We start from the raw sequence: 17,777 nt of genomic DNA, 5'->3' as shown, positions 1-17,777 counted from the left end.
CCGCCCGGCAGACTGCCCGGGTGCCTTCCGTGCTCCTCGCCAGCTGTGCCGAGGCCCGGGGTCTGGACGACGACGAGCCGCTGCTGCTGGCCGCGCTCGCCGACGCCCGCCTGACCGCGGGCGTCGCCGACTGGGCCGATCCCGCCGCCGACTGGGCCGGCGCCGACCTGGTCCTCGTGCGCTCCACCTGGGACTACGCGCCGCGCCGCGCCGACTTCCTCGCGTGGGCGCGGTCGGTCGAGGCGGTCACGGCGCTGCACAACCCGGCAGCGGTGCTCGAGTGGAACACCGACAAGCGCTACCTCGCCGAGCTGGCCGGGGCCGGGATCGCCGTCGTCCCGACGACCTGGGCCGCCACGGCCGCGCAGGTGCCCGGCGCGCTCGCGCGGTGGGACGGTGACCTCGTGGTCAAGCCGGTGGTGTCGGCCGGCGCTCGCGACACGGCCCGCTTCCGGACGGGCGACCGGACCGCAGCCGGCGCCTTCGCCGAGCGGGTCCTCCGCACCGGCCGGCCGGTCATGGTGCAGCCCTACCTGCACCGGCTGGACGACGAGGGCGAGACCGGCCTGGTCTACCTCGCCGGCGCGTACAGCCACGCCTTCGGCAAGGCGGCGCTCCTGGCGGGGGAGCCGCTCGGCCCCGGCTTGTTCGCAACCGAGACCATCACCGCCCGCACCGCGACCGCGGCGCAGCGCGCCGTCGGAGACGCGGTGCTGGCCGCCGTCCGCGAGCGCACGGGCAGCGAGCCGCTGTACGCGCGGGTCGACCTCGTGCCGGATGCCGACGGCGCGCCCCTCGTGATCGAGGTGGAGCTGACCGAGCCGAGCCTCAACCTCCCCGTCGCGCCCGGCTCGGCCCAGCGGCTGGCCGCCGCGATCGCCGCGCGCCTCTAGGCCGCAACCGGCCGCGAGCTCCACATCCCCCGACACGCCGCGCGGGTCAGCGGCCGCGCGAGGTGACCGGTGCCGGAAATGGCGTCCGCGAGCGGGGAAATGCGCCTCATGTCGACAAACGGCCGGCGGAAAGAGCAGGTCACCGCCGGGTTCCGCGGGCAGCCGCAACGGTTCGGTCACGCGCACTCCAGGGGTGTCGTGAAAGAGCCGAAATGGCGTGCCCCGCCGCCTACTTTTCTCCTTGTCCGCGGCACCTTCCCCAGCCGCGGTCACCGGAACGGAAGGGAGGACGGCATGAGCAGCGAGACGCGTTCTCCGGCCGCCGCGCGGCTCCTGCCGTCCTCCCCCGCCGACGCCGACACCTCGCTCGCCGGCCTGCTGCACGTGCTCGACCGGGCCGACGCGATGCTGCCCCGCCCGGCGCACCGCCCGCGCCGGTCGACGGCCTACCGCTCGTCCCGCGGCGTGGCGCTGCGCCCCGTGCCGCCGCTGCGCTCCTCCGCGGCTCCCGCGCGCCGGACCGAGCCGGCGCCCGCCGCCGCCCCCACCCCCGCGCCGGTCGCCGTCGCCCCGCCGGCGCCCGGCGGGCTGCGCGGGCTGGCCCGCCGCGCCGCGCTCTGGGGCGCCGGCCCGAACGGTGAGCACCTCGCCTGGAACCCCGGGCGCCCCGCTCCTGCGCCCGCCCCCCGCCCGCGCCGCGGCCTGCGCGGCCTGCTGCGCCGCGCCGCCCTCTGGGGCGCCGGCCCGGACGGCGCCTACCGCAGCTGGGGCGCCTCGGCGCGGGTCATCTCGCTCGCCCCTGAGCGGTCCCGCCCGGACGGCCCCGTCGTCCTGCGCGCGCTGCCCAGCACCCCCACGATCCCGCCCGCGGCGTCTTCCCCCGCCGCGGCGCACCGTCCCGCCGCCGCACCTAGTGTGGCCGGGTGTTCACCACCCGACCGGAGCTCGCCGGCACCTTCGGCATGGTCGCCTCCACCCACTGGCTGGCCACCGCCGCCGGCATGGCCACCCTCGAGCAGGGCGGCAACGCGTTCGACGCGGCCGTCGCCACCGGGCTGGCCCTCCAGGTCGTGGAGCCCCACCTCAACGGGCCCGGGGGCGAGGTCCCCGTCCTCTTCGCCAGGGGGGATACGGGGCAGCCCGAGCTCCTGTCCGGTCAGGGGGTCGCCCCCGCCGCTGCGACGATCGACGCCTTCCGGGAACTGGACCTCCAGCTGGTCCCCGGAACCGGCCTCCTCGCCGCGACGGTCCCGGGCGCCGTCGGCGCCTGGCTGACCCTGCTGCGCGACCACGGCACCCTGCCGCTGGACGCCGTCCTCCGCTACGCCATCGAGTACGCCGAGACCGGCCACCCCCTGCACCCGCGGGTGGTCGCGACCGTCGCCTCGGTCTCCGAGCACTTCCGCACCTCCTGGCCTACTTCGGCCGCCACCTGGCTCACCTCCGACGGTGCAGTTCCCGCCGCCGGCAGCCTCTTCCGCAACCCGGTCCTGGCCTCGACCTACCGCCGACTGCTCGACGCAGCGCGCGGTCCCACCCGAGAGGCGCAGATCGACGCGGCACTGGCCGCCTGGTACACGGGCTTCGTCGCCGAGGCGATCGACAGGTTCTGCCGGTACCCGGTGCCGGACGACTCCGGTCGTCGGCACAGCGGGTTTCTGACCGCGCAGGACCTGGCCACGTGGACGCCGACGTACGAGTCGCCGGTCACGCTGGACTGGCGGGGGTGGACGCTCGCGAAGGCCGGGCCGTGGTCCCAGGGACCGGCGCTGCTCCAGGTGCTGGCGATGCTGGACGGTGCCCTGCCGGCCGGCTCCGCGGGACGCAACGCCTCCGTCTCCGAAGACGCGGACACCGCCGAGGTGGTGCATGCGAGCGTCGAGGCGACGAAGCTGGCGATGGCCGACCGCGAAGCCTGGTACGGGGACGTGGACGACGTGCCGGTGGGCGAGCTGCTCTCGCCCGCCTACAGCGCCGAGAGGCGGGCGCTCATCGGGCGGACCGCGAGCCGCGACCTGCGGCCCGGTTCCCCCGGTGGGCGCCCGCCCCGGCTGCCGGCCTTCGTGACCGCCGGCCCGACCGGGCCCCGCCCGCACGCCGCCGGCGTCGGCGAGCCGACCGTCGACCCGCTGGGCACGACCCGCGGCGACACCTGCCACGTCGACGTGGTCGACCGCTGGGGCAACCTCGTCTCCGCCACCCCGTCCGGGGGTTGGCTGCAGAGCTCGCCGGTGATCCCCGAACTCGGCTTCGCGCTCGGCACCCGGGCGCAGATGTTCTGGCTCGAGCCCGGCCTGCCGAACTCGCTGGCGCCGGGCAAGCGCCCGCGCACCACCCTCACGCCGTCCCTGGCCCTGCGCGACGGCGTCCCCACCCTCGCCTTCGGCACCCCCGGCGGGGACCAGCAGGAGCAGTGGCAGCTGTGCTTCTGGCTGGCGCACACCCTGCGCGGCCTCGACCTGCAGGCCGCCATCGACGCGCCGGCCTGGCACACGACCAGCTTCCCGTCGTCCTTCTACCCGCGGGACACCACGCCCGGGGAGGTCGTCGTCGAGTCGCGCATCGGCGACGGCGTCGTCGCGGAGCTGCGCCGCCGCGGCCACGACGTCGTCGTCTCGGGCGCCTGGTCGCTGGGCCGGATGTCCGCCGTCAGCCGCGACCCGGCGACCGGGATCCTCCGGGCGGCGGCCAACCCGAGGGGGATGCAGGGCTACGCCGCCGGACGCTGAGTGCTCGATCGATTCCTGTCGGTTCCGACACATGCGTTGTGCGCGACGGGTCCTCCGTGAGACAAAGGGACGTCTGACAGCGGCGAGTGCCCGTTCCTCGCCCCGGCGGTCCAGAAGCAGGCCGTCGACGGAGTCGTGGAAGGAACCGGCGTGAGCTCGCCTGACGGCCGCCTGGCCGCCGTGCGCCGGCTGGAAGAGACGGCAGCCGGTTCGCGACCCCTGCAGCGGCTCGCCGAGCTGGTCGCGCGGCTCCTCGGCGCGCCCATGGTGCGGATCTCGCTGCTCGGCGACACCGAGTCCGTCGTGAGCGGCGCCGGCCTGCCCATCGGCACCGTCGGCAGCGCCACCCCCCTGGACGACTCGGTCGCCGCCCTGGTGGCGGCCATCGGCGAGGCCCTGGTGGTCGACGACGCCGCCGCGGACCCGCGCACCGCGGGCCTGTCGGCGGTGACCGAGCGCGGCGTCGGCTCCTTCCTCGGCATGCCCCTGTCCGGCTTCGACGGGCACGTGGTCGGGGCGCTCGTGGTCGCCGACCGCCGCGTGCGGCAGTGGCGGGAGGGCGACGTTGGGCTGCTGCGGCAGATGGCCGACTCGATCGCCACCGAGCTGGAGCTGTCGGCGCTGGCCCGCGAGTTCGAGGCGCACCGGCTGCGCTTCGAGCTGGCGATCGACGCCGCCGAGATCGGCAGCTTCGACTGGGACCTCGTCACCGGCCGGCTCATCTGGGACGACCGGCTGGTGCAGCTGTTCGGCTACGACCGGGCCACCTTCACCGAGAGCATCGAGGCGTTCAACGACCGGCTGCACCCCGACGACCTGCCCCGGGTGTCCGAGGCGCTGCGGCACGCGATCGACACCTGCGGCACCTACGAGGCCGAGTACCGGGTCGTCCTGCCCAGCGGGGAGATCCGCTGGATCGACGCCCGCGGCCGGGCCGTCGGCGACGACCGCGGGGTCGCCGTCCGGCTGCTCGGCGCGGCGTACGACACCACCGAGCAGCGGGACGCCGACGCGCGCGTGGCCCGCGTGCTCGAGACCATGCCCGCGGCGTTCTTCTCCCTCGACCGCGACTTCCGGTTCGCCTACGTCAACGCCGAGGGCGAGCGGCTGCTGCAGGCCTCGCGCGAGGAGCTGATCGGCGGGGACATCTGGGAGCTGTTCCCGGCCGCCGTCGGCAGCGAGTTCGAGACCCACTACCGCGGGGCGATGAGCTCCGGCGGGGAGCGGATCTTCCAGGCGTACTACCCGCCGCCGCTCGACGCCTGGTACGAGGTGCGGGCCTGGCCGGGGTCCGACGGTCTGTCGGTCTACTTCCACGACATCACCGAGCGCCGCGCGGCCGAGGAGCGGGCGCTGCGCAGCGCCACCCGGCTGGCGCTGGTCGCCGAGGTCAGCGCGATGCTCTCGCAGACGATCGGGCAGGACGAGAGCGGTGCCCTGCAGCACCTGGCCGAGGCCGTGGTCCCCGTGCTCGGGGACTGGGCGATCGTGAGCCTGCTCGACGAGGACGGCCGGATGCGCGACGTCGGCAGCTGGCACCGCGATCCCGCCGTCCGGGGGACGACGGCGCGCTACGCGGAGCTGCGGCTGGCCGCGGTCGACCCGGCGGCCCCGATCTTCGCCGCTCTCGCCGAGGGGCGGGTCATGGTGGTGCCCGACGTGCCGGCGGCGATCCTGCCCGGCATGGCACCCGAGGTGCGGCCGCTGTTCGACGAGCTGGCCCCGGCCACCGCGGTGGCGCTCCCGCTGACCGCCCGCGGCCGGACCCTCGGCGCGCTCAGCGTCTACCGCGGCGCCGACCGTCCACCGGCCGACGGCGAGGACATCGCCGCGGCCCGGGAGGTCGCCGACCGGGCCGCCCTGGCGCTCGACAACGCCCGCCTCTACGACCAGCAGCGGCGGCTGGCCGAGGGGCTGCAGCGCAGCATGCTCACCGCGCCGCCCGAGCCCGACCACGCCGAGATCGTGGTGCGCTACCACCCGGCGATGGAGGCGGCCCAGGTCGGCGGCGACTGGTACGACGCCTTCCTGCAGCCCGACGGCGCGGCGGTGCTGGTCATCGGCGACGTCGTGGGCCACGACACCGCGGCCGCCGCGATCATGGGTCAGCTCAGGGGCCTGCTGCGCGGCATCGCCTACCGCGACGGGATCGCGCCCGCCCGGATCCTCACCGAGCTCGACCGCGCCGTGCACGGGCTGGAGATGCACGCGCTGGCCACCGCCGCGATCGGCCGCGTCGAGCAGACCCCGGAGGAGAAGGCGGCCGGTGTGACGCGGCTGCGGTGGTCGAACGCCGGCCACCCGCCCCCGCTGCTGCTGCACGCCGACGGGCGGATCGAGCTGCTCGCGGCCGACCGGGCCGAGCTCATGCTCGGCGTCGACCACACCGCTCCGCGCACGGAGTCCGTCGTGACCTTCGCCCGCGGGTCGACCGTCCTGCTCTACACCGACGGGCTGGTGGAGGGCCGCGACCTGCTGCTCGACGAGGGCATCGACCGCCTGCGCGAGGCGGTGGCAGAGCTCGCCGACCGGCCGCTCGCCGAGCTGTGCGACCAGCTCATCGCCCGGCTGCGGCCCGACGGCCTGCAGGACGACGTCGCGCTCGTGGCGATCCGGCTGCACCCGCAGGACCGGCCGCGGCCGGTCGAGGCCGGCCCGGCCCACGTGCCGCCGGACGTGCCGGCCGAGGACTGAGCGACCGCCCTCAGCCGCGGGGGAGCAGCGCCCAGACCACCTTCGTCGCGCCGTCGGCGTACCAGCCGTGGCGCGTGGCGAGCTCGGCGATCAGGAACAGGCCGAGCCCGCCCTCGCTCGGGTCGCGGTCGACCGCCGGCACGGGTGGCGAGGAGGGTGCGCCGTCGGTGACCTCGATGAGGTAGGCCTGCTCGGTCAGCCGCACCGCCGCGGTGACCTGCCGGCCGCCGCCGTGCCGCAGCGCGTTGCTGGCCATCTCGTCCAGGGCGAGCACCAGCTGGTCGCGCAGGTCCTCGCCGCGGGCGTCGTGCCGCAGCGCCGTCGTCGCGGCGTGGCGGCGCAGCTCGTGCCGGACGCGGGGGAGCTCGGCGACGTCGGTGAGCTGCCAGGACAGGCCGTCGAACGCCGACGGGGGTGCCGCCGACGGCCAGACCGGCTCCGTCCTGCCCGCCACGTGCTGTCCCCTCGCCACCGAGGCCGCCTGGGATCGACGACCGAACACCTGCGTATGGGTTCCACGCAGGGTCGCCAAACGTGATGGGACGCGTGTCACCCCGGACGGGTGACCGCCGTGCTCCCGCCGCGGATCCGTCTCGGGTGCGAGTTCACCACGGACCGGCCGGTCCGGCAGCCCGGATCCCACCGGGCGAGCTCGGCGAGCCGCGTGACGGTGTTCCAGTTCCGGTCGGTCCCCGCGACGCCGAGCAGCTCGTCCCACCTCACCCCGCGTGCGGCCTGGAGGCCCTCGGGCAGCCACAGGTAGAGCTCCCGGCCGCGCAGCTCGACCTCGGCCCCCGGCACCCGCGGCGCCGCCGCCACCCGGGCGGGGTCGGGGGCCTCGGGGAAGAACGTGACGGAGTAGCGGGCGGGGTCGGTCGCGACCGCGCCGAGCGGGTCGGCCGCGACGACGTCGGCGAGCTGCGCCCCGGTGCGGACGACGACCGGGACGGCGAAGCCGAACCCCTGCTCCAGCAGCTGCGCCAGCTCCGCGGCCAGCCGGGCCTCGCCCAGGCCGCTGTCGAGGACGACGTTCCCGCTGGACAGGTGGGTGCGGACGTCGCCGAAGCCGTGCGCGCCGAGGAGCTCGCGCAGCCGCGGCATGGGCACCCGCCGGGTGCGGGCGAGGTTGATCGCGCGCAGCAGGGCGACGTAGCGCGTGGCGGCCACGGCCGGCAGGCTAGCCGCCGACGAACACGGGGTCCCAGACCCCCACGGCCACGCTGAGGGCCACCGCGACGGCGCACACGGCGACGGTGGCGGCGACGAACGCGCGGTCCCGGCCGGTGACGACGGAGCCGCGCGCGTTGGTCCGCCGGATGCCGGAGTCGAAGCCGCGGGCATCCATCGCCGTCGCCAGGCGCGAGCCGCGCCGCACCGCCGCCACCAGCAGGGCGAACCCCACGCCCGCGAGCAGGCGCACCGCCGCCACCGGGTTGCGGCCGGCCTCGACGCCGCGGGTCCGCCGGGCCAGCCGCAGGGACTCGAACTCGGCGACCAGCAGCGGGGCGAGCCGGAGGGCGGCCAGCGCGCCGTAGGCGAACCGGGTCGAGAGCCGCCAGTGGATCGTCAGCGCGTCGGCCAGCCGCACCGGGTCGACCGAGGCCGCGAAGAGCACCCCGGGGAGCGCGAGCCCCACCACGCGCAGGCCCAGCCCGACACCGGCGATCGGCGGGGCGTCGTCGGCCAGGACCACGTTGACCAGCCCGACCGTGCCCGCGCCCAGGAGCACCGGCCAGGTGCGCACCCAGATCGTGCGCAGCGAGGTCAGGCCGGCGGAGGGGAAGAGCGCGAGCTCGGCGGCCACCAGCACCGCGGGCGTGACCACGTCGAGGCTGGTGAGGAGCACGAGGGTGACGACGCCGATCGCGGTCAGCCCGGCCACCGGGTTCAGCCGGGAGAGCCGGACGTCGGCCACCGGCCCGAGCGCCAGCGAGCTCACAGCTGCACCCGGTCGTCGGCGAGGACGTCCACCAGGTCCGCGTCGTGGGTGACGACGGCGACCGCGCAGCCGGCCGCCCGCTGCTCGGCCAGCAGGGTGACCAGCTCGCGCCAGGTCCCGGCGTCCTGCCCGAACGTCGGCTCGTCGAGCACCACGGCCCGGGGCGAGGTGGCCAGCGCGGTGGCCACCGACAGCCGGCGCTGCTGGCCGCCGGAGAGCGTGTACGGGTTCGCCTCGGCGAAGGCGGTCAGCCCGAGCCGCTCCAGCAGCGCGTCGGCGGTCGCCCGCGCCGCGGTGGCGTGCCCGCCGGAGCGCAGCGGGCCCAGCGCCAGCTCGTCGCGCAGCCGGCCGGTGAGGAACTGCTGCTCGGGGTGCTGGAACACGGTGCCGATCCGGCTCACCAGCTCGCCGGCCCGCCACCGGTGCGGCTCCCGGTACCCCCTGCGCACCCCTGCGGCCAGCTCGGCCGAGGCCTCGACCCGCCCGGCGGTCGGCGCCCGCAGGCCCGCCAGGAGGAGCGCGAGGGTGGACTTGCCGGTGCCGTTCGGCCCGGTGACGGCCAGCGCCCGCCCCGCGGTCAGGACGGCGTCGGTGGGACCCAGGGCCGGGTCGGGGGCGCCCCGGTAGGCGTAGCCGGCGCCGTCGGCCGCGAGCAGGACCGGTCCGTCCGCCGCCGGGGGGAGGACCAGACCCGCCGTGCGCCGGACCGGCCGCCAGCCGGGGCCCTGCTCGGCCAGGCCGTCGGGCGTCAGCTCGACCACCCGGTCGACCAGCGGCAGCCAGGGCTCGGCGTCGTGGTCGACGACCAGCACGGTCACGCCGCGGTCGGCGGTGGCGCGGGCGACGGCGCCGCGGACGAGCGCGGCGCCGTCGGGGTCCAGCTGGGCGGTGGGCTCGTCGAGCAGCAGCAGACCCGGCCGGCGGGCCAGCGCCCCGGCGAGCACCAGCCGCTGCTTCTCCCCGCCCGACAGCGCCGCCGTCGGCCGCCCGCGCCCGTAGTGGAAGCCGACCGCCGCCAGTGCCTCGTCCACCCGGGGCCAGATCCCCGCCGGCGGCAGCCCGGCGTTCTCCAGCCCGAAGGCGACGTCGTCCCCGGCGCGGGTCATCACCAGCTGGCTGTCGGGGTCCTGCATCAGCAGGCCGAGCCGGCCGCGGGCCGCCCGCGGCGGCTCGCCGTCCACGGTCAGCGAGCCGGCCACCTCGGTGCCCTCGGCCTCGAGGATCCCGGCGACCGCCGCGAGGAACGTCGACTTGCCCGACCCCGAGGCGCCGGTGAGCAGCACCCGCTCACCGGGCTCGACGACGAGGTCGATCCCGGTCAGCGCCCAGGCGCGGCGGGAGGCGTGCCGCACGCCGAGGCCGCGGGCGACCAGCCGTGCCGGGCCGCTCGTGCCCTGCCCACCGGGAGCGGGCAGGGCACGAGCGTCCGAGGGCCTCACCGCAGGGCCCGCGTCAGACGCGGCGGCGACCCGCGGCGAACGAGCTCAGCGCTCCGGTGCGCGCCAGGGCCCGCACCAGCAGGAGCCCCACGACGCCGGCCAGCAGCACGCTGGAGAGCACGGTGGTGAGGGTGTACGGCGCGGTGAACGACCAGAACGGGTAGTCGGCCGACACCGGGTAGTACAGCGACAGGTCGAGCACCGACGTCGACAGGCCGGCGGTGACCGCCGCGAGCACCGCGGTGCCCCAGCCGAAGCTGCGGTAGCCGGTGAGCAGGAAGCCGAGTTCGCCGCCGGCGCCCTGCACCAGGCCGTAGACGACGATGATCATGCCGTAGGGCGAGCCCAGCAGGAGGCTGACCGCGGCGGCGAGGGTCGAGGCGAAGACCGCCGCGCCGGGCTTGCGCACGAGCAGCCCGGCGACCACGCCGGGCATCAGGAAGACCCCGTTGAGCAGGCCCTTGATCGGCGGGAAGAAGTCCAGCGGCGTGGACAGCGTCTCGGAGACGAGGTTCCACGCCCAGAAGACGACGCCGAAGGCGACGCCGAGCACGGCGGCGACGACGATGTCGACGGTGCGCCAGCGCAGGCTGCGGGCGGGCGCGTCGGTGGTGGCGGACGACGGACGGACGGCCTGGTCGGCCATGGTTCCTCCAGACTCCCTGCGCCGGCATTACCCGGATCAGGTTCGAGGGTCTGCGGCGGACCGCACTCTCAGCGCCTAGGCGCTCCCCTGTCGGACGTGTTCTGTTGTGGCGTGGAGCCTATCTCTCCCTCCTCGTGAACAGGCGGTCGAGGGGGTAGCGGACCACCTCGGCGGCCTGCTCGGTGCGAAGCAGCAGAACGTGGCCGACGAGATCCGGGCCACCGCCGACCGGGCCCGAGGAGCCTTTCCGGGCTAGAGCACCAGACCCGCGAGCAGGTAGAGGTTGAGGCCGATGATCAGGGCGGCCACGACCGATCCGGCGAGGGTCGTGACCCGCCGGTTCACCCAGCCGCCCATGAGGTCGCGGCGGCTGGTCAGCCACAGCAGCGGCACCAGCGCGAACGGGATGCCGAAGCAGAGCACCACCTGCGACCAGACCAGCGCCTCGGTCGGGTCGGCGCCGAGCAGCAGCACGGCCAGCGCCGGGGCGAGCGTGATCGCGCGGCGGGCCAGCACCGGGATGCTGCGCCGGAGGAAGCCGGCCATCACCACCTGCCCGGCGTGCGTGCCCACCGACGACGAGGCGAAGCCCGAGGCCAGCAGCGCGATGCCGAACGCGGCCGCCGCGCCGGCGCCCAGCCGGTCGCCCAGCCCGGCGTGCACGGTCTCCAGCGAGCCGGCCTGCGCGCCGCCGCTGAACAGCTGCGCGGCGATCACCAGCATGGTGGCGTTCACCAGGCCGGCCAGGCCCATGGCCAGCAGCACGTCGAGCCGCTGCGCCCGCAGCAGCCGCCGCCGTCCCGCCGTCGTCCGCCCGGCGGTGACGACGTCGCCGTACCGGCCCGGGGTGAGCGCCGAGTGCACGTAGATGACGTGCGGCATGACCGTGGCGCCGAGGATGCCGGTGGCCAGCACCAGGCTCTCCGGCCCGTCGAAGGAGGGCACCATCCCGCCGGCCAGCCCGCCGAGGCTGACCCCCGAGCCGATCAGCGTGTAGACGAACCCGGCGCCGATGACCAGCAGCAGCCCGGCGATCACCCGCTCGAACGGCCGGTGCCCGCGGGACTGGGCGGCCAGCAGCAGGAACGCCACGACCGCGGTGATGCAGCCGCCGACCGGCAGCGGCACGCCGAAGAGCAGGTAGAGGGCGACGGCGCCGCCGACGATCTCGGCCAGGTCGGTGGCGATCGCCACCGCTTCGGCCTGCAGCCACAGCACGCGGGTCAGCGGCCGGGGCAGCCGCTCGCGGCAGAGGGTGGCCAGGTCGCGGCCGGTGGCCATGCCCAGTTTCGCGGTCAGCGACTGGATGAGCATCGCCATGAGGTTGGCCGCGACGATGACCCACAGCAGCGTGTAGCCGAAGGCCGCGCCGCCGGAGAAGTTGGTCGCGAAGTTGCCCGGGTCGACGTAGGCCACGGCGGCGACGAAGGCCGGCCCGAGCAGCGGCCACAGCCGGCGCCGGCCGGTCGCCGCGGGCGGTGGTGCCGGCCGGTCGGGCGCGCCCAGCCGGATGGTCGGCAGGACGGCGGCCTCGGTCTTCGACAGGTACACGGCGGCCTCGCGAGCGGTCTCGGGTGGGCGGTCGCTCCTGTCCCTGCCCGGCCCGCGTGACACACCGGGGCCAGGCCGTGGCCCGTGCGGGCCGACCTACCGCGCCCGGGCGATGAGCGCGTCGATCCGCCGGGCGTGCGCGCCGCGCCAGTAGACGCGCCCGCACGCGGTGCAGCGGGAGAACTCCTCGTAGGTCCGCCGGGTGCCCGGCGGCAGCCGGTCGGCCACCTCGGCCTTGGGGACGGCGACGAGCGGCCCGCCGCAGGCCGTGCAGCGGGTCAGCGGCGCCAGCGCGGGCGCGAAGCGGTCGAGGACGTCGGCCAGCTGCGGGTCCGCACCGCTGCCGCGCACCAGTGCGCCGGCCGGCAGGGCGCGGCGCATGAGCAGGCCCCGGTCCTGGGTGAGCAGCACCCGCTGCTCGGCGCGGGCCCGCTCCACCAGCGACGGGTCGTCGGCGTCGTTCGACCAGGCGACGTCCAGGCCGAGCAGCCGCATCCGCCGGGCGAGCGCGCCGAGCCCGACGTCGAGCAGGAAGCCGCCCGCCGGGACCGGCTGCGGCCGCGGTGCCGCGCCGACGCCCACGACGGCTCCGGGCGTCGTGCGGGCGGGAGGCCCGACCGGTGCGCCGTCCACGGTCAGCTCCCCGACCTCGGTCAGCGGGACGCCGGCGGCCTGCACCAGGTGGCCGACCGTCGCGTCCGGGTCGAACGCCAGCCGGCGCTCCCGCGCCGCGCGGTCGCGCGGCGGCAGCAGGAAGGCCAGCGACGCCTCGACCCGGACGACGACGTCCGCCACGTCTACTCCGCGACCACCCGCAGGCTCTCCAGCGACGGGTCCGCCGGGTCGGGCAGCAGCATGCCGGCCTCGACGCCGGTGGTCAGGTAGTCGAGGACCTCCTGGGTGATCCGCTCACCCGGCGCGAGCACCGGCACGCCGGGCGGGTACGGGGTGACCAGCTCCGCGACGACGCGGCCGACCGCCTCCGCCACCGGCACCTGCTCGACCGGGGCGGAGAAGGCCGCGCGCGGGGACATGACCGACTCCAGCTCCAGCGCCCGGGGCTCGGGCAGGGCCACCGCCGGCGGCCGCTGGATCGAGCCGGCGTTCTCGACCAGCGCCCGCAGCGAGTCGATCAGGAGCCGCTCGGTCTCGTCGTCGTCCGCGTGCGTGAGGCGGGCGCTCATCCGGCAGGCGTCGGCCGAGCCGATGTCGACGTGCCGCTCGGCCCGCAGCCACTCGCTGGCCTGGTAGCCGGTGATCCCGAGACCGCGCACGTCCATGGTCATGACCAGCGGGTCGAGGTCGAACGCCCCGCCGGGCCGCACCACCTCGCGGTCCATCAGGTCGATGCCGGGCAGCTCGGAGATCGCCGCGCGCACGCGCCGGGCCCGCTCGAGCGCGACCCCGAGCAGCACCTCGCCGCGCTCGACCATCTGCCGCCGCCAGCCGTCGAGGGTCAGGTGGACCAGCGCCGAGGAGCTCGTCGTCCCCAGCAGGTCCTCGCGCGCCTTGAGCACATCGGGGTCGATCCGGTCGCCGCGCAGGTGGAACACCGAGCTCTGCTCCACCGCGCCGCCCGTCTTGTGCACGCTGGTGACCACGAGGTCGGCGCCGGCGTCCATGCCCCAGGCCGGCAGGTGGGGGTGGAACGGCAGGGGGGCGCCCCACGCCTCGTCGACGACCAGCGGCAGGTCCCGCTCGTGCATGACGTCCGCCGTCCCGGCGATGTCGGCGCAGGTGCCCCAGTCGGTGGGGGTGATCAGCAGCATCCCCTTGACGTCGGGGTTCGCCGCGAGCGTGCGGCGCACGTCGTCGGGCTCCGGCGGGTGGGCGAGGTTGCGCTCGGGGTCGAACGTCGGGTGCACCCACACGGGCTGGACGCCGCTGATGATCAGCCCGGAGATCACCGACTCGTGCGCGTTGCGGCTGATCATCAGCCGCTCGCCGGGGCCGGCCACCGACATGATCGCCGTCTTCACCGACAGCGAGCTGCCGCAGGTGGAGAAGAAGGCGTGGTCGGCGTGGACGGCGTCGGCCATGAGGCCCTGCGCCTGGCTGACGATGCCCTGCGACTGGCGCCGGTCGTCGAGGCCGGTGAGCGAGAGGACGTCGTCGGCGAACAGCGCCTCGCCGAGGATCTCCAGGACGCGCGGGTCGGTGCCGCGGCCCTGCTCGTGCCCCGGCGGCCCGTAGACGACGTCGCCGCGCCGGCGGAACTCCTGCAGGGCCTCGAGGACGGGTACGCGCGAGTGGTTCACGACCCGCTCGTACCCGCACCGGACGAGGGGATGCTTGAGGACTCAAGCACGGTGCGGGATGCTCGTCCCATGCCGGTCCAGCGCCTCAACCACGCCGTCCTCTACGTGCGCGACGTGGCGCGCAGCCTCGCCTTCTACCGGGACGTGCTGGGCTTCCGGGTGGCCGCGGAGATCCCCGGACGCGCGGTGTTCCTGCAGGCCGAGGGCTCGACCAACGACCACGACCTCGGGCTGTTCGCGATCGGCGCGGGCGCCGGGCCGTCGGAGGCCGGCCGCCGCACCGTGGGGCTGTACCACCTGGCCTGGGAGGTGGACACGCTCGCCGAGCTCGCCCGTGTCCGCGAGGCGCTGGTGCAGGCGGGCGCGCTGGTCGGCGCCTCCGACCACGCCACCACCAAGGCCCTCTACGCCCAGGACCCCGACGGCCTGGAGTTCGAGGTCTCCTGGCTGCTGCCGGCCGACCTGATCACCGAGGAGGTCCGCGCGCAGGCCATGGCCATCCGGCCGCTGGACCTGGACCGCGAGATCGAGCGCTACGGCGCGCGGACCCGCGGCGGGGTCGGGGTCTCGATCCCGGTCTGAGCTCCCCGGCAGGATCGGCTGCCGTGGAGCCCTTCGAGCTGGCCGTCGGCCCGGTGCTGCTGCGCCCGTGGCGGGAGGACGACGCCGAGGCCACGTGGACCGCGCTGCAGGACCCGTCGATCCGGCTCTGGAACGGCTCGGGCTCGGCCTCGCGCGACGACGTCCTGCGGATGATCCGCGGCCGGATGGACTGGAGCGGCGGCGACCACGCCTCGTGGGCCGTCGTCGACGCCGGCAGCGGCGAGCTCCTCGGCTCGGTGTCGCTGCACTCGATCGACCGGGGCCAGGCCGACGCGGAGATCGGCTACTGGACGACCGCCGCCGCGCGCGGCCGCGGGATCGCCCCGCTCGTCGTCGACGCCGTCTGCCGGTGGGCGTTCGCCGCGCTGCCGGTCGACCGGATCGAGCTCTGCCACGCCGTGGAGAACACCGCCTCCGGCCGCGTCGCCGAGAAGGCCGGGTTCACGCAGGAGGGCCGGCTGCGCCGCTCCTACCGGTACGGGGACGGCGTCGAGCACGACGAGCTGCTGTGGTCGCGCCTCGCCGACGACCCCGTCCCCACCCTGGGCTGACGACGGGGCCGTCGGCGGGCTCACGCGGCGGCGGCAGGGGCGGCGCTGAGCAGGCCCTGCCCGAACGGGACTGCTGACGCGGCTCAGCAGCCGCAGCTGATGCCGGGCAGCGGGGCGGTCAGCGGATCGACGTCCTCGCGTCGCACGCCCGCGGCGGTCTCCACCGGGAAGCCCTCGCGCGCCCAGTACTCGAAGCCGCCGAGCATCTCCCGCACGCGGTAGCCGAGCAGCGCCAGCGCGAGGGCGGCGCGGGTGGCGCCGTTGCAGCCCGGTCCCCAGCAGTAGGTGACCACGGGGACGGCGGGGTCGAGCTCGGCGGCCGCGCGGGCGGGGATCTCCCGTCCGGGCAGGTGCACCGCGCCCGGCACGTGCCCCTGCGCCCACGACTCGGCGCTGCGGCTGTCCAGCAGCACGAACCCACCGCTGCCCAGGGCCGCGGCGACGTCGCTGACGTCGGTCTCCACGGCGAGGCGGTGCGCGAAGTGGGCGGCGGCGTCGGCGGGGGAGGCCCAGTCGGCGTACATGTGCTCACGGTGGGGCCCGGCCACCGTCCGCACGAGGTCCCCGCCTGCCAACCACCGCAACGATCGGGGCATTGTCGGGATGAAGCACCCGCGCTCGATCGCGATCGAGCGCGGGGGCTTGACGCGGTGGCATCTGACATCTGAAATGTCAGTTATGACCGCGCTCGCCCCCGTCGCCCGGGTGCTGCTGCGCGACCAGGCGACCGACCGGATCCGGGCCGCCATCGTGTCCGGTGACCTCGCGCCCGGCACGGTGGTCAAGGACGCGGAGCTGGCCGCCCGCCTGGGGCTCTCCGTCGCGCCGGTGCGGGCGGCGCTGGCGCGGCTGGCCGACGAGGGGCTGGTCGAGGCCAAGCCGCAGAGCCACACCCGGGTGACCCCGCTCGTCGTCCGCCAGGTCCGCGACGCCGCCGTCGTCGTCCGGGCGATGCACGAGCTGGCCGTGCGGACCGCGGCCGCCCGGGTGACCGCCGACGACCTCGCGGCCATGCGGGCGGCCAACCAGCGGTTCGCCGCCGCGGTCGCCGCCGGGGACGTCGACGCCGCGCTCGCCGCGGATGACGAGCTGCACGGCGTCCTGCTCGCCCGCGCCGGCAACGGGGCGCTCAGCGCCACCGCGGACCGCTTCACCCCGGCGATCCGCCGGCTGGAGCGGCTGCGGTTCGCCCCCGCCGACGCACACCCCTCGATCGCCCTGCACGAGCGGCTGATCGCCGCCTGCGCCGCCGGTGACGTCGCCGCCGCCGTCGCCACCACCACCGTGATCTGGACGGCGCTGCTGTCCGAACTGGAGGACGACCCCGATGAGCCTTGACGACTTCCCCCGCTACCCCCTGCTGTTCGGCCCCTCGCCGGTGCACCGGCTCGACCGGCTCACCGAGCACCTCGGCGGCGCCGCGGTGTGGGCCAAGCGGGAGGACGTGAACTCCGGCATCGCGTTCGGCGGCAACAAGACCCGCAAGCTGGAGTACCTCGTCGCCGACGCCCTCGCGCAGGGCTGCGACACGCTGGTCTCGATCGGCGGCGTGCAGAGCAACCACACCCGCCAGGTCGCCGCCGTGGCCGCGCGGGTCGGCCTGTCCTGCGTGCTCGTGCAGGAGAGCTGGGTCGACTGGCCCGACGCCGTGTACGACAAGGTGGGCAACATCCTGATCAGCCGGCTGGCCGGCGCCGACGTCCGGCTGGTCAAGGCCGGGTTCGGCATCGGGTTCAAGGAGAGCTGGGAGGCCGCGCTCGCCGAGATCGAGGCGCGCGGCGGCAAGCCCTACGCCATCCCGGCCGGGGCCAGCGACCACCCGCTGGGCGGGCACGGGTTCGCGGGCTGGGCGCACGAGGTGGCCGCGCAGGAGGCCGAGCTCGGCGTCTTCTTCGGCACCGTCGTCGTCTGCTCGGTGACCGGCTCGACGCAGGCCGGCATGGTCGCCGGGTTCGCCCAGCTCGAGGAGGCCGGCGGCCGGCCGCGGCGGGTGCTCGGCATCGACGCCAGCGCCAAGCCGGCCGAGACCCGCGAGCAGGTGCTGCGGATCGCCCAGCGCACCGCCAAGGCGATCGGCGTGCAGCGAGAGCTCACCGCGGCCGACGTCGAGCTCGACGAGCGCTACCACGCGGGCATCTACGGCATCCCCGACGAGACGACGATCCGGGCGATGGAGACCGCCGCGCGCACCGAGGGCATGGTCACCGACCCCGTCTACGAGGGGAAGTCGATGGCCGCGGTGATCGACCTGGTCGGCCGCGGCGAGATCGCGCCGTCGTCCACGGTGCTGTACGCGCACCTGGGCGGGCAGCCGGCGCTCAACGGCTACAGCGCCCTCTTCTCGTGAGGTGGGGGGGGGGGGGGGGGGGGGGGGGGGGGGGGGGGGGGGGGGGGGGGGGGGGGGGGGGGGGGGGGGGGGGGGGGGGGGGGGGGGGGGGGGGGGGGGGGGGGGGGGGGGGGGGGGGGGGGGGGGG

Annotated in this window: 16 protein-coding genes and 1 riboswitch; of the genes, 7 read left to right on the top strand and 9 right to left on the bottom strand. The window is 76.2% G+C overall.

Annotated elements, in window-relative coordinates; translation table 11 throughout:
• The first annotated feature begins 20 nt into the window (after positions 1-20).
• From ACI8AF_RS24890 to ACI8AF_RS24880, 3 genes are all read left to right on the top strand, one after another.
• The gene (locus ACI8AF_RS24890) at positions 21-893 is read left to right on the top strand and encodes an ATP-grasp domain-containing protein (protein WP_456542460.1); all 873 of its coding nucleotides are present in this window, start codon (positions 21-23) and stop codon (positions 891-893) included.
• Between the two features lie 923 nt (positions 894-1,816).
• Entirely contained in the window at positions 1,817-3,622 is a 1,806-nt protein-coding gene (locus ACI8AF_RS24885) for a gamma-glutamyltransferase family protein (protein ID WP_456542459.1), read from the top strand.
• 150 nt (positions 3,623-3,772) lie between these two features.
• Positions 3,773-6,316: a SpoIIE family protein phosphatase gene (locus tag ACI8AF_RS24880; protein WP_456542458.1), complete on the top strand. Its 2,544-nt coding sequence runs from the start codon at positions 3,773-3,775 to the stop codon at positions 6,314-6,316.
• Between the two features lie 10 nt (positions 6,317-6,326).
• On the opposite strand, the gene ACI8AF_RS24875 is transcribed toward ACI8AF_RS24880, so the two are convergent.
• From ACI8AF_RS24875 to ACI8AF_RS24840, 8 genes are all read right to left on the bottom strand, one after another.
• Positions 6,327-6,770: an ATP-binding protein gene (locus ACI8AF_RS24875; RefSeq protein WP_456542457.1), complete on the bottom strand. Its 444-nt coding sequence runs from the start codon at positions 6,768-6,770 to the stop codon at positions 6,327-6,329.
• 95 nt (positions 6,771-6,865) lie between these two features.
• Positions 6,866-7,483, bottom strand: a complete 618-nt coding sequence (locus ACI8AF_RS24870; RefSeq protein WP_456542456.1) for a DUF1697 domain-containing protein — start codon at positions 7,481-7,483, stop codon at positions 6,866-6,868.
• Positions 7,484-7,493: 10 nt separating this feature from the next.
• On the bottom strand, positions 7,494-8,255 hold the full coding sequence (locus ACI8AF_RS24865; RefSeq protein ID WP_456542455.1) for an energy-coupling factor transporter transmembrane component T family protein: 762 nt from the start codon (positions 8,253-8,255) through the stop codon (positions 7,494-7,496).
• Entirely contained in the window at positions 8,252-9,694 is a 1,443-nt protein-coding gene (locus tag ACI8AF_RS24860) for an ABC transporter ATP-binding protein (RefSeq protein ID WP_456542454.1), read from the bottom strand. Before ACI8AF_RS24860 ends, ACI8AF_RS24865 begins: the two co-directional genes overlap by 4 nt.
• A gap of 13 nt (positions 9,695-9,707) precedes the next feature.
• Entirely contained in the window at positions 9,708-10,340 is a 633-nt protein-coding gene (locus ACI8AF_RS24855) for an ECF transporter S component (protein ID WP_456542453.1), read from the bottom strand.
• Positions 10,337-10,439, bottom strand: a riboswitch (TPP riboswitch). It overlaps the preceding gene by 4 nt.
• Before the next feature lie 153 nt (positions 10,440-10,592).
• Positions 10,593-11,891, bottom strand: a complete 1,299-nt coding sequence (locus tag ACI8AF_RS24850) for an Nramp family divalent metal transporter (RefSeq protein ID WP_456542452.1) — start codon at positions 11,889-11,891, stop codon at positions 10,593-10,595.
• Positions 11,892-11,987: 96 nt separating this feature from the next.
• Entirely contained in the window at positions 11,988-12,686 is a 699-nt protein-coding gene (locus tag ACI8AF_RS24845; protein ID WP_456542451.1) for a Mut7-C RNAse domain-containing protein, read from the bottom strand.
• Between the two features lie 2 nt (positions 12,687-12,688).
• Positions 12,689-14,149 (bottom strand): aminotransferase class I/II-fold pyridoxal phosphate-dependent enzyme, encoded by a 1,461-nt coding sequence (locus ACI8AF_RS24840; RefSeq protein WP_456542450.1) that lies wholly within the window; start codon positions 14,147-14,149, stop codon positions 12,689-12,691.
• A gap of 69 nt (positions 14,150-14,218) precedes the next feature.
• Here ACI8AF_RS24840 and ACI8AF_RS24835 point away from each other — a divergent pair, with 69 nt between their 5' ends.
• Together ACI8AF_RS24835 and ACI8AF_RS24830 are read left to right on the top strand one after the other, a co-directional pair.
• Positions 14,219-14,731, top strand: coding sequence for a VOC family protein (locus ACI8AF_RS24835; protein ID WP_456542449.1), 513 nt, complete (start codon positions 14,219-14,221; stop codon positions 14,729-14,731).
• Between the two features lie 23 nt (positions 14,732-14,754).
• Positions 14,755-15,303 (top strand): GNAT family N-acetyltransferase, encoded by a 549-nt coding sequence (locus tag ACI8AF_RS24830; RefSeq protein ID WP_456542448.1) that lies wholly within the window; start codon positions 14,755-14,757, stop codon positions 15,301-15,303.
• 83 nt (positions 15,304-15,386) lie between these two features.
• Here ACI8AF_RS24830 and ACI8AF_RS24825 read toward each other — a convergent pair whose 3' ends face one another.
• Positions 15,387-15,827, bottom strand: a complete 441-nt coding sequence (locus ACI8AF_RS24825; RefSeq protein WP_456542447.1) for a rhodanese-like domain-containing protein — start codon at positions 15,825-15,827, stop codon at positions 15,387-15,389.
• A 154-nt stretch (positions 15,828-15,981) separates the two neighbouring features.
• Between ACI8AF_RS24825 and ACI8AF_RS24820 the strand changes: the two genes are divergently transcribed.
• Positions 15,982-16,641 carry a GntR family transcriptional regulator gene (locus ACI8AF_RS24820; protein WP_456542446.1) on the top strand — a complete coding sequence of 220 codons (660 nt, stop codon included), beginning with the start codon at positions 15,982-15,984 and terminating at the stop codon, positions 16,639-16,641.
• Positions 16,631-17,650 (top strand): 1-aminocyclopropane-1-carboxylate deaminase, encoded by a 1,020-nt coding sequence (locus ACI8AF_RS24815; RefSeq protein ID WP_456542445.1) that lies wholly within the window; start codon positions 16,631-16,633, stop codon positions 17,648-17,650. Before ACI8AF_RS24820 ends, ACI8AF_RS24815 begins: the two co-directional genes overlap by 11 nt.
• Positions 17,651-17,777: the final 127 nt, after the last annotated feature.

This window comes from Blastococcus sp. SYSU D00669, assembly GCF_054050715.1.
Note: the sequence above shows the minus strand (reverse complement) of the source record. Positions and strands in the feature narration are given on the sequence as shown.

What these genes read in the sequence shown, in the direction of transcription:
- ACI8AF_RS24820 (WP_456542446.1), top strand. Translation starts at nt 15,982, where the DNA reads ATGACCGCGCTCGCCCCCGTCGCCCGGGTGCTGCTGCGCGACCAGGCG.
- ACI8AF_RS24835 (WP_456542449.1), top strand. Translation starts at nt 14,219, where the DNA reads ATGCCGGTCCAGCGCCTCAACCACGCCGTCCTCTACGTGCGCGACGTG.
- ACI8AF_RS24855 (WP_456542453.1), bottom strand. Translation starts at nt 10,340, where the DNA reads ATGGCCGACCAGGCCGTCCGTCCGTCGTCCGCCACCACCGACGCGCCC.
- ACI8AF_RS24815 (WP_456542445.1), top strand. Translation starts at nt 16,631, where the DNA reads ATGAGCCTTGACGACTTCCCCCGCTACCCCCTGCTGTTCGGCCCCTCG.
- ACI8AF_RS24825 (WP_456542447.1), bottom strand. Translation starts at nt 15,827, where the DNA reads ATGTACGCCGACTGGGCCTCCCCCGCCGACGCCGCCGCCCACTTCGCG.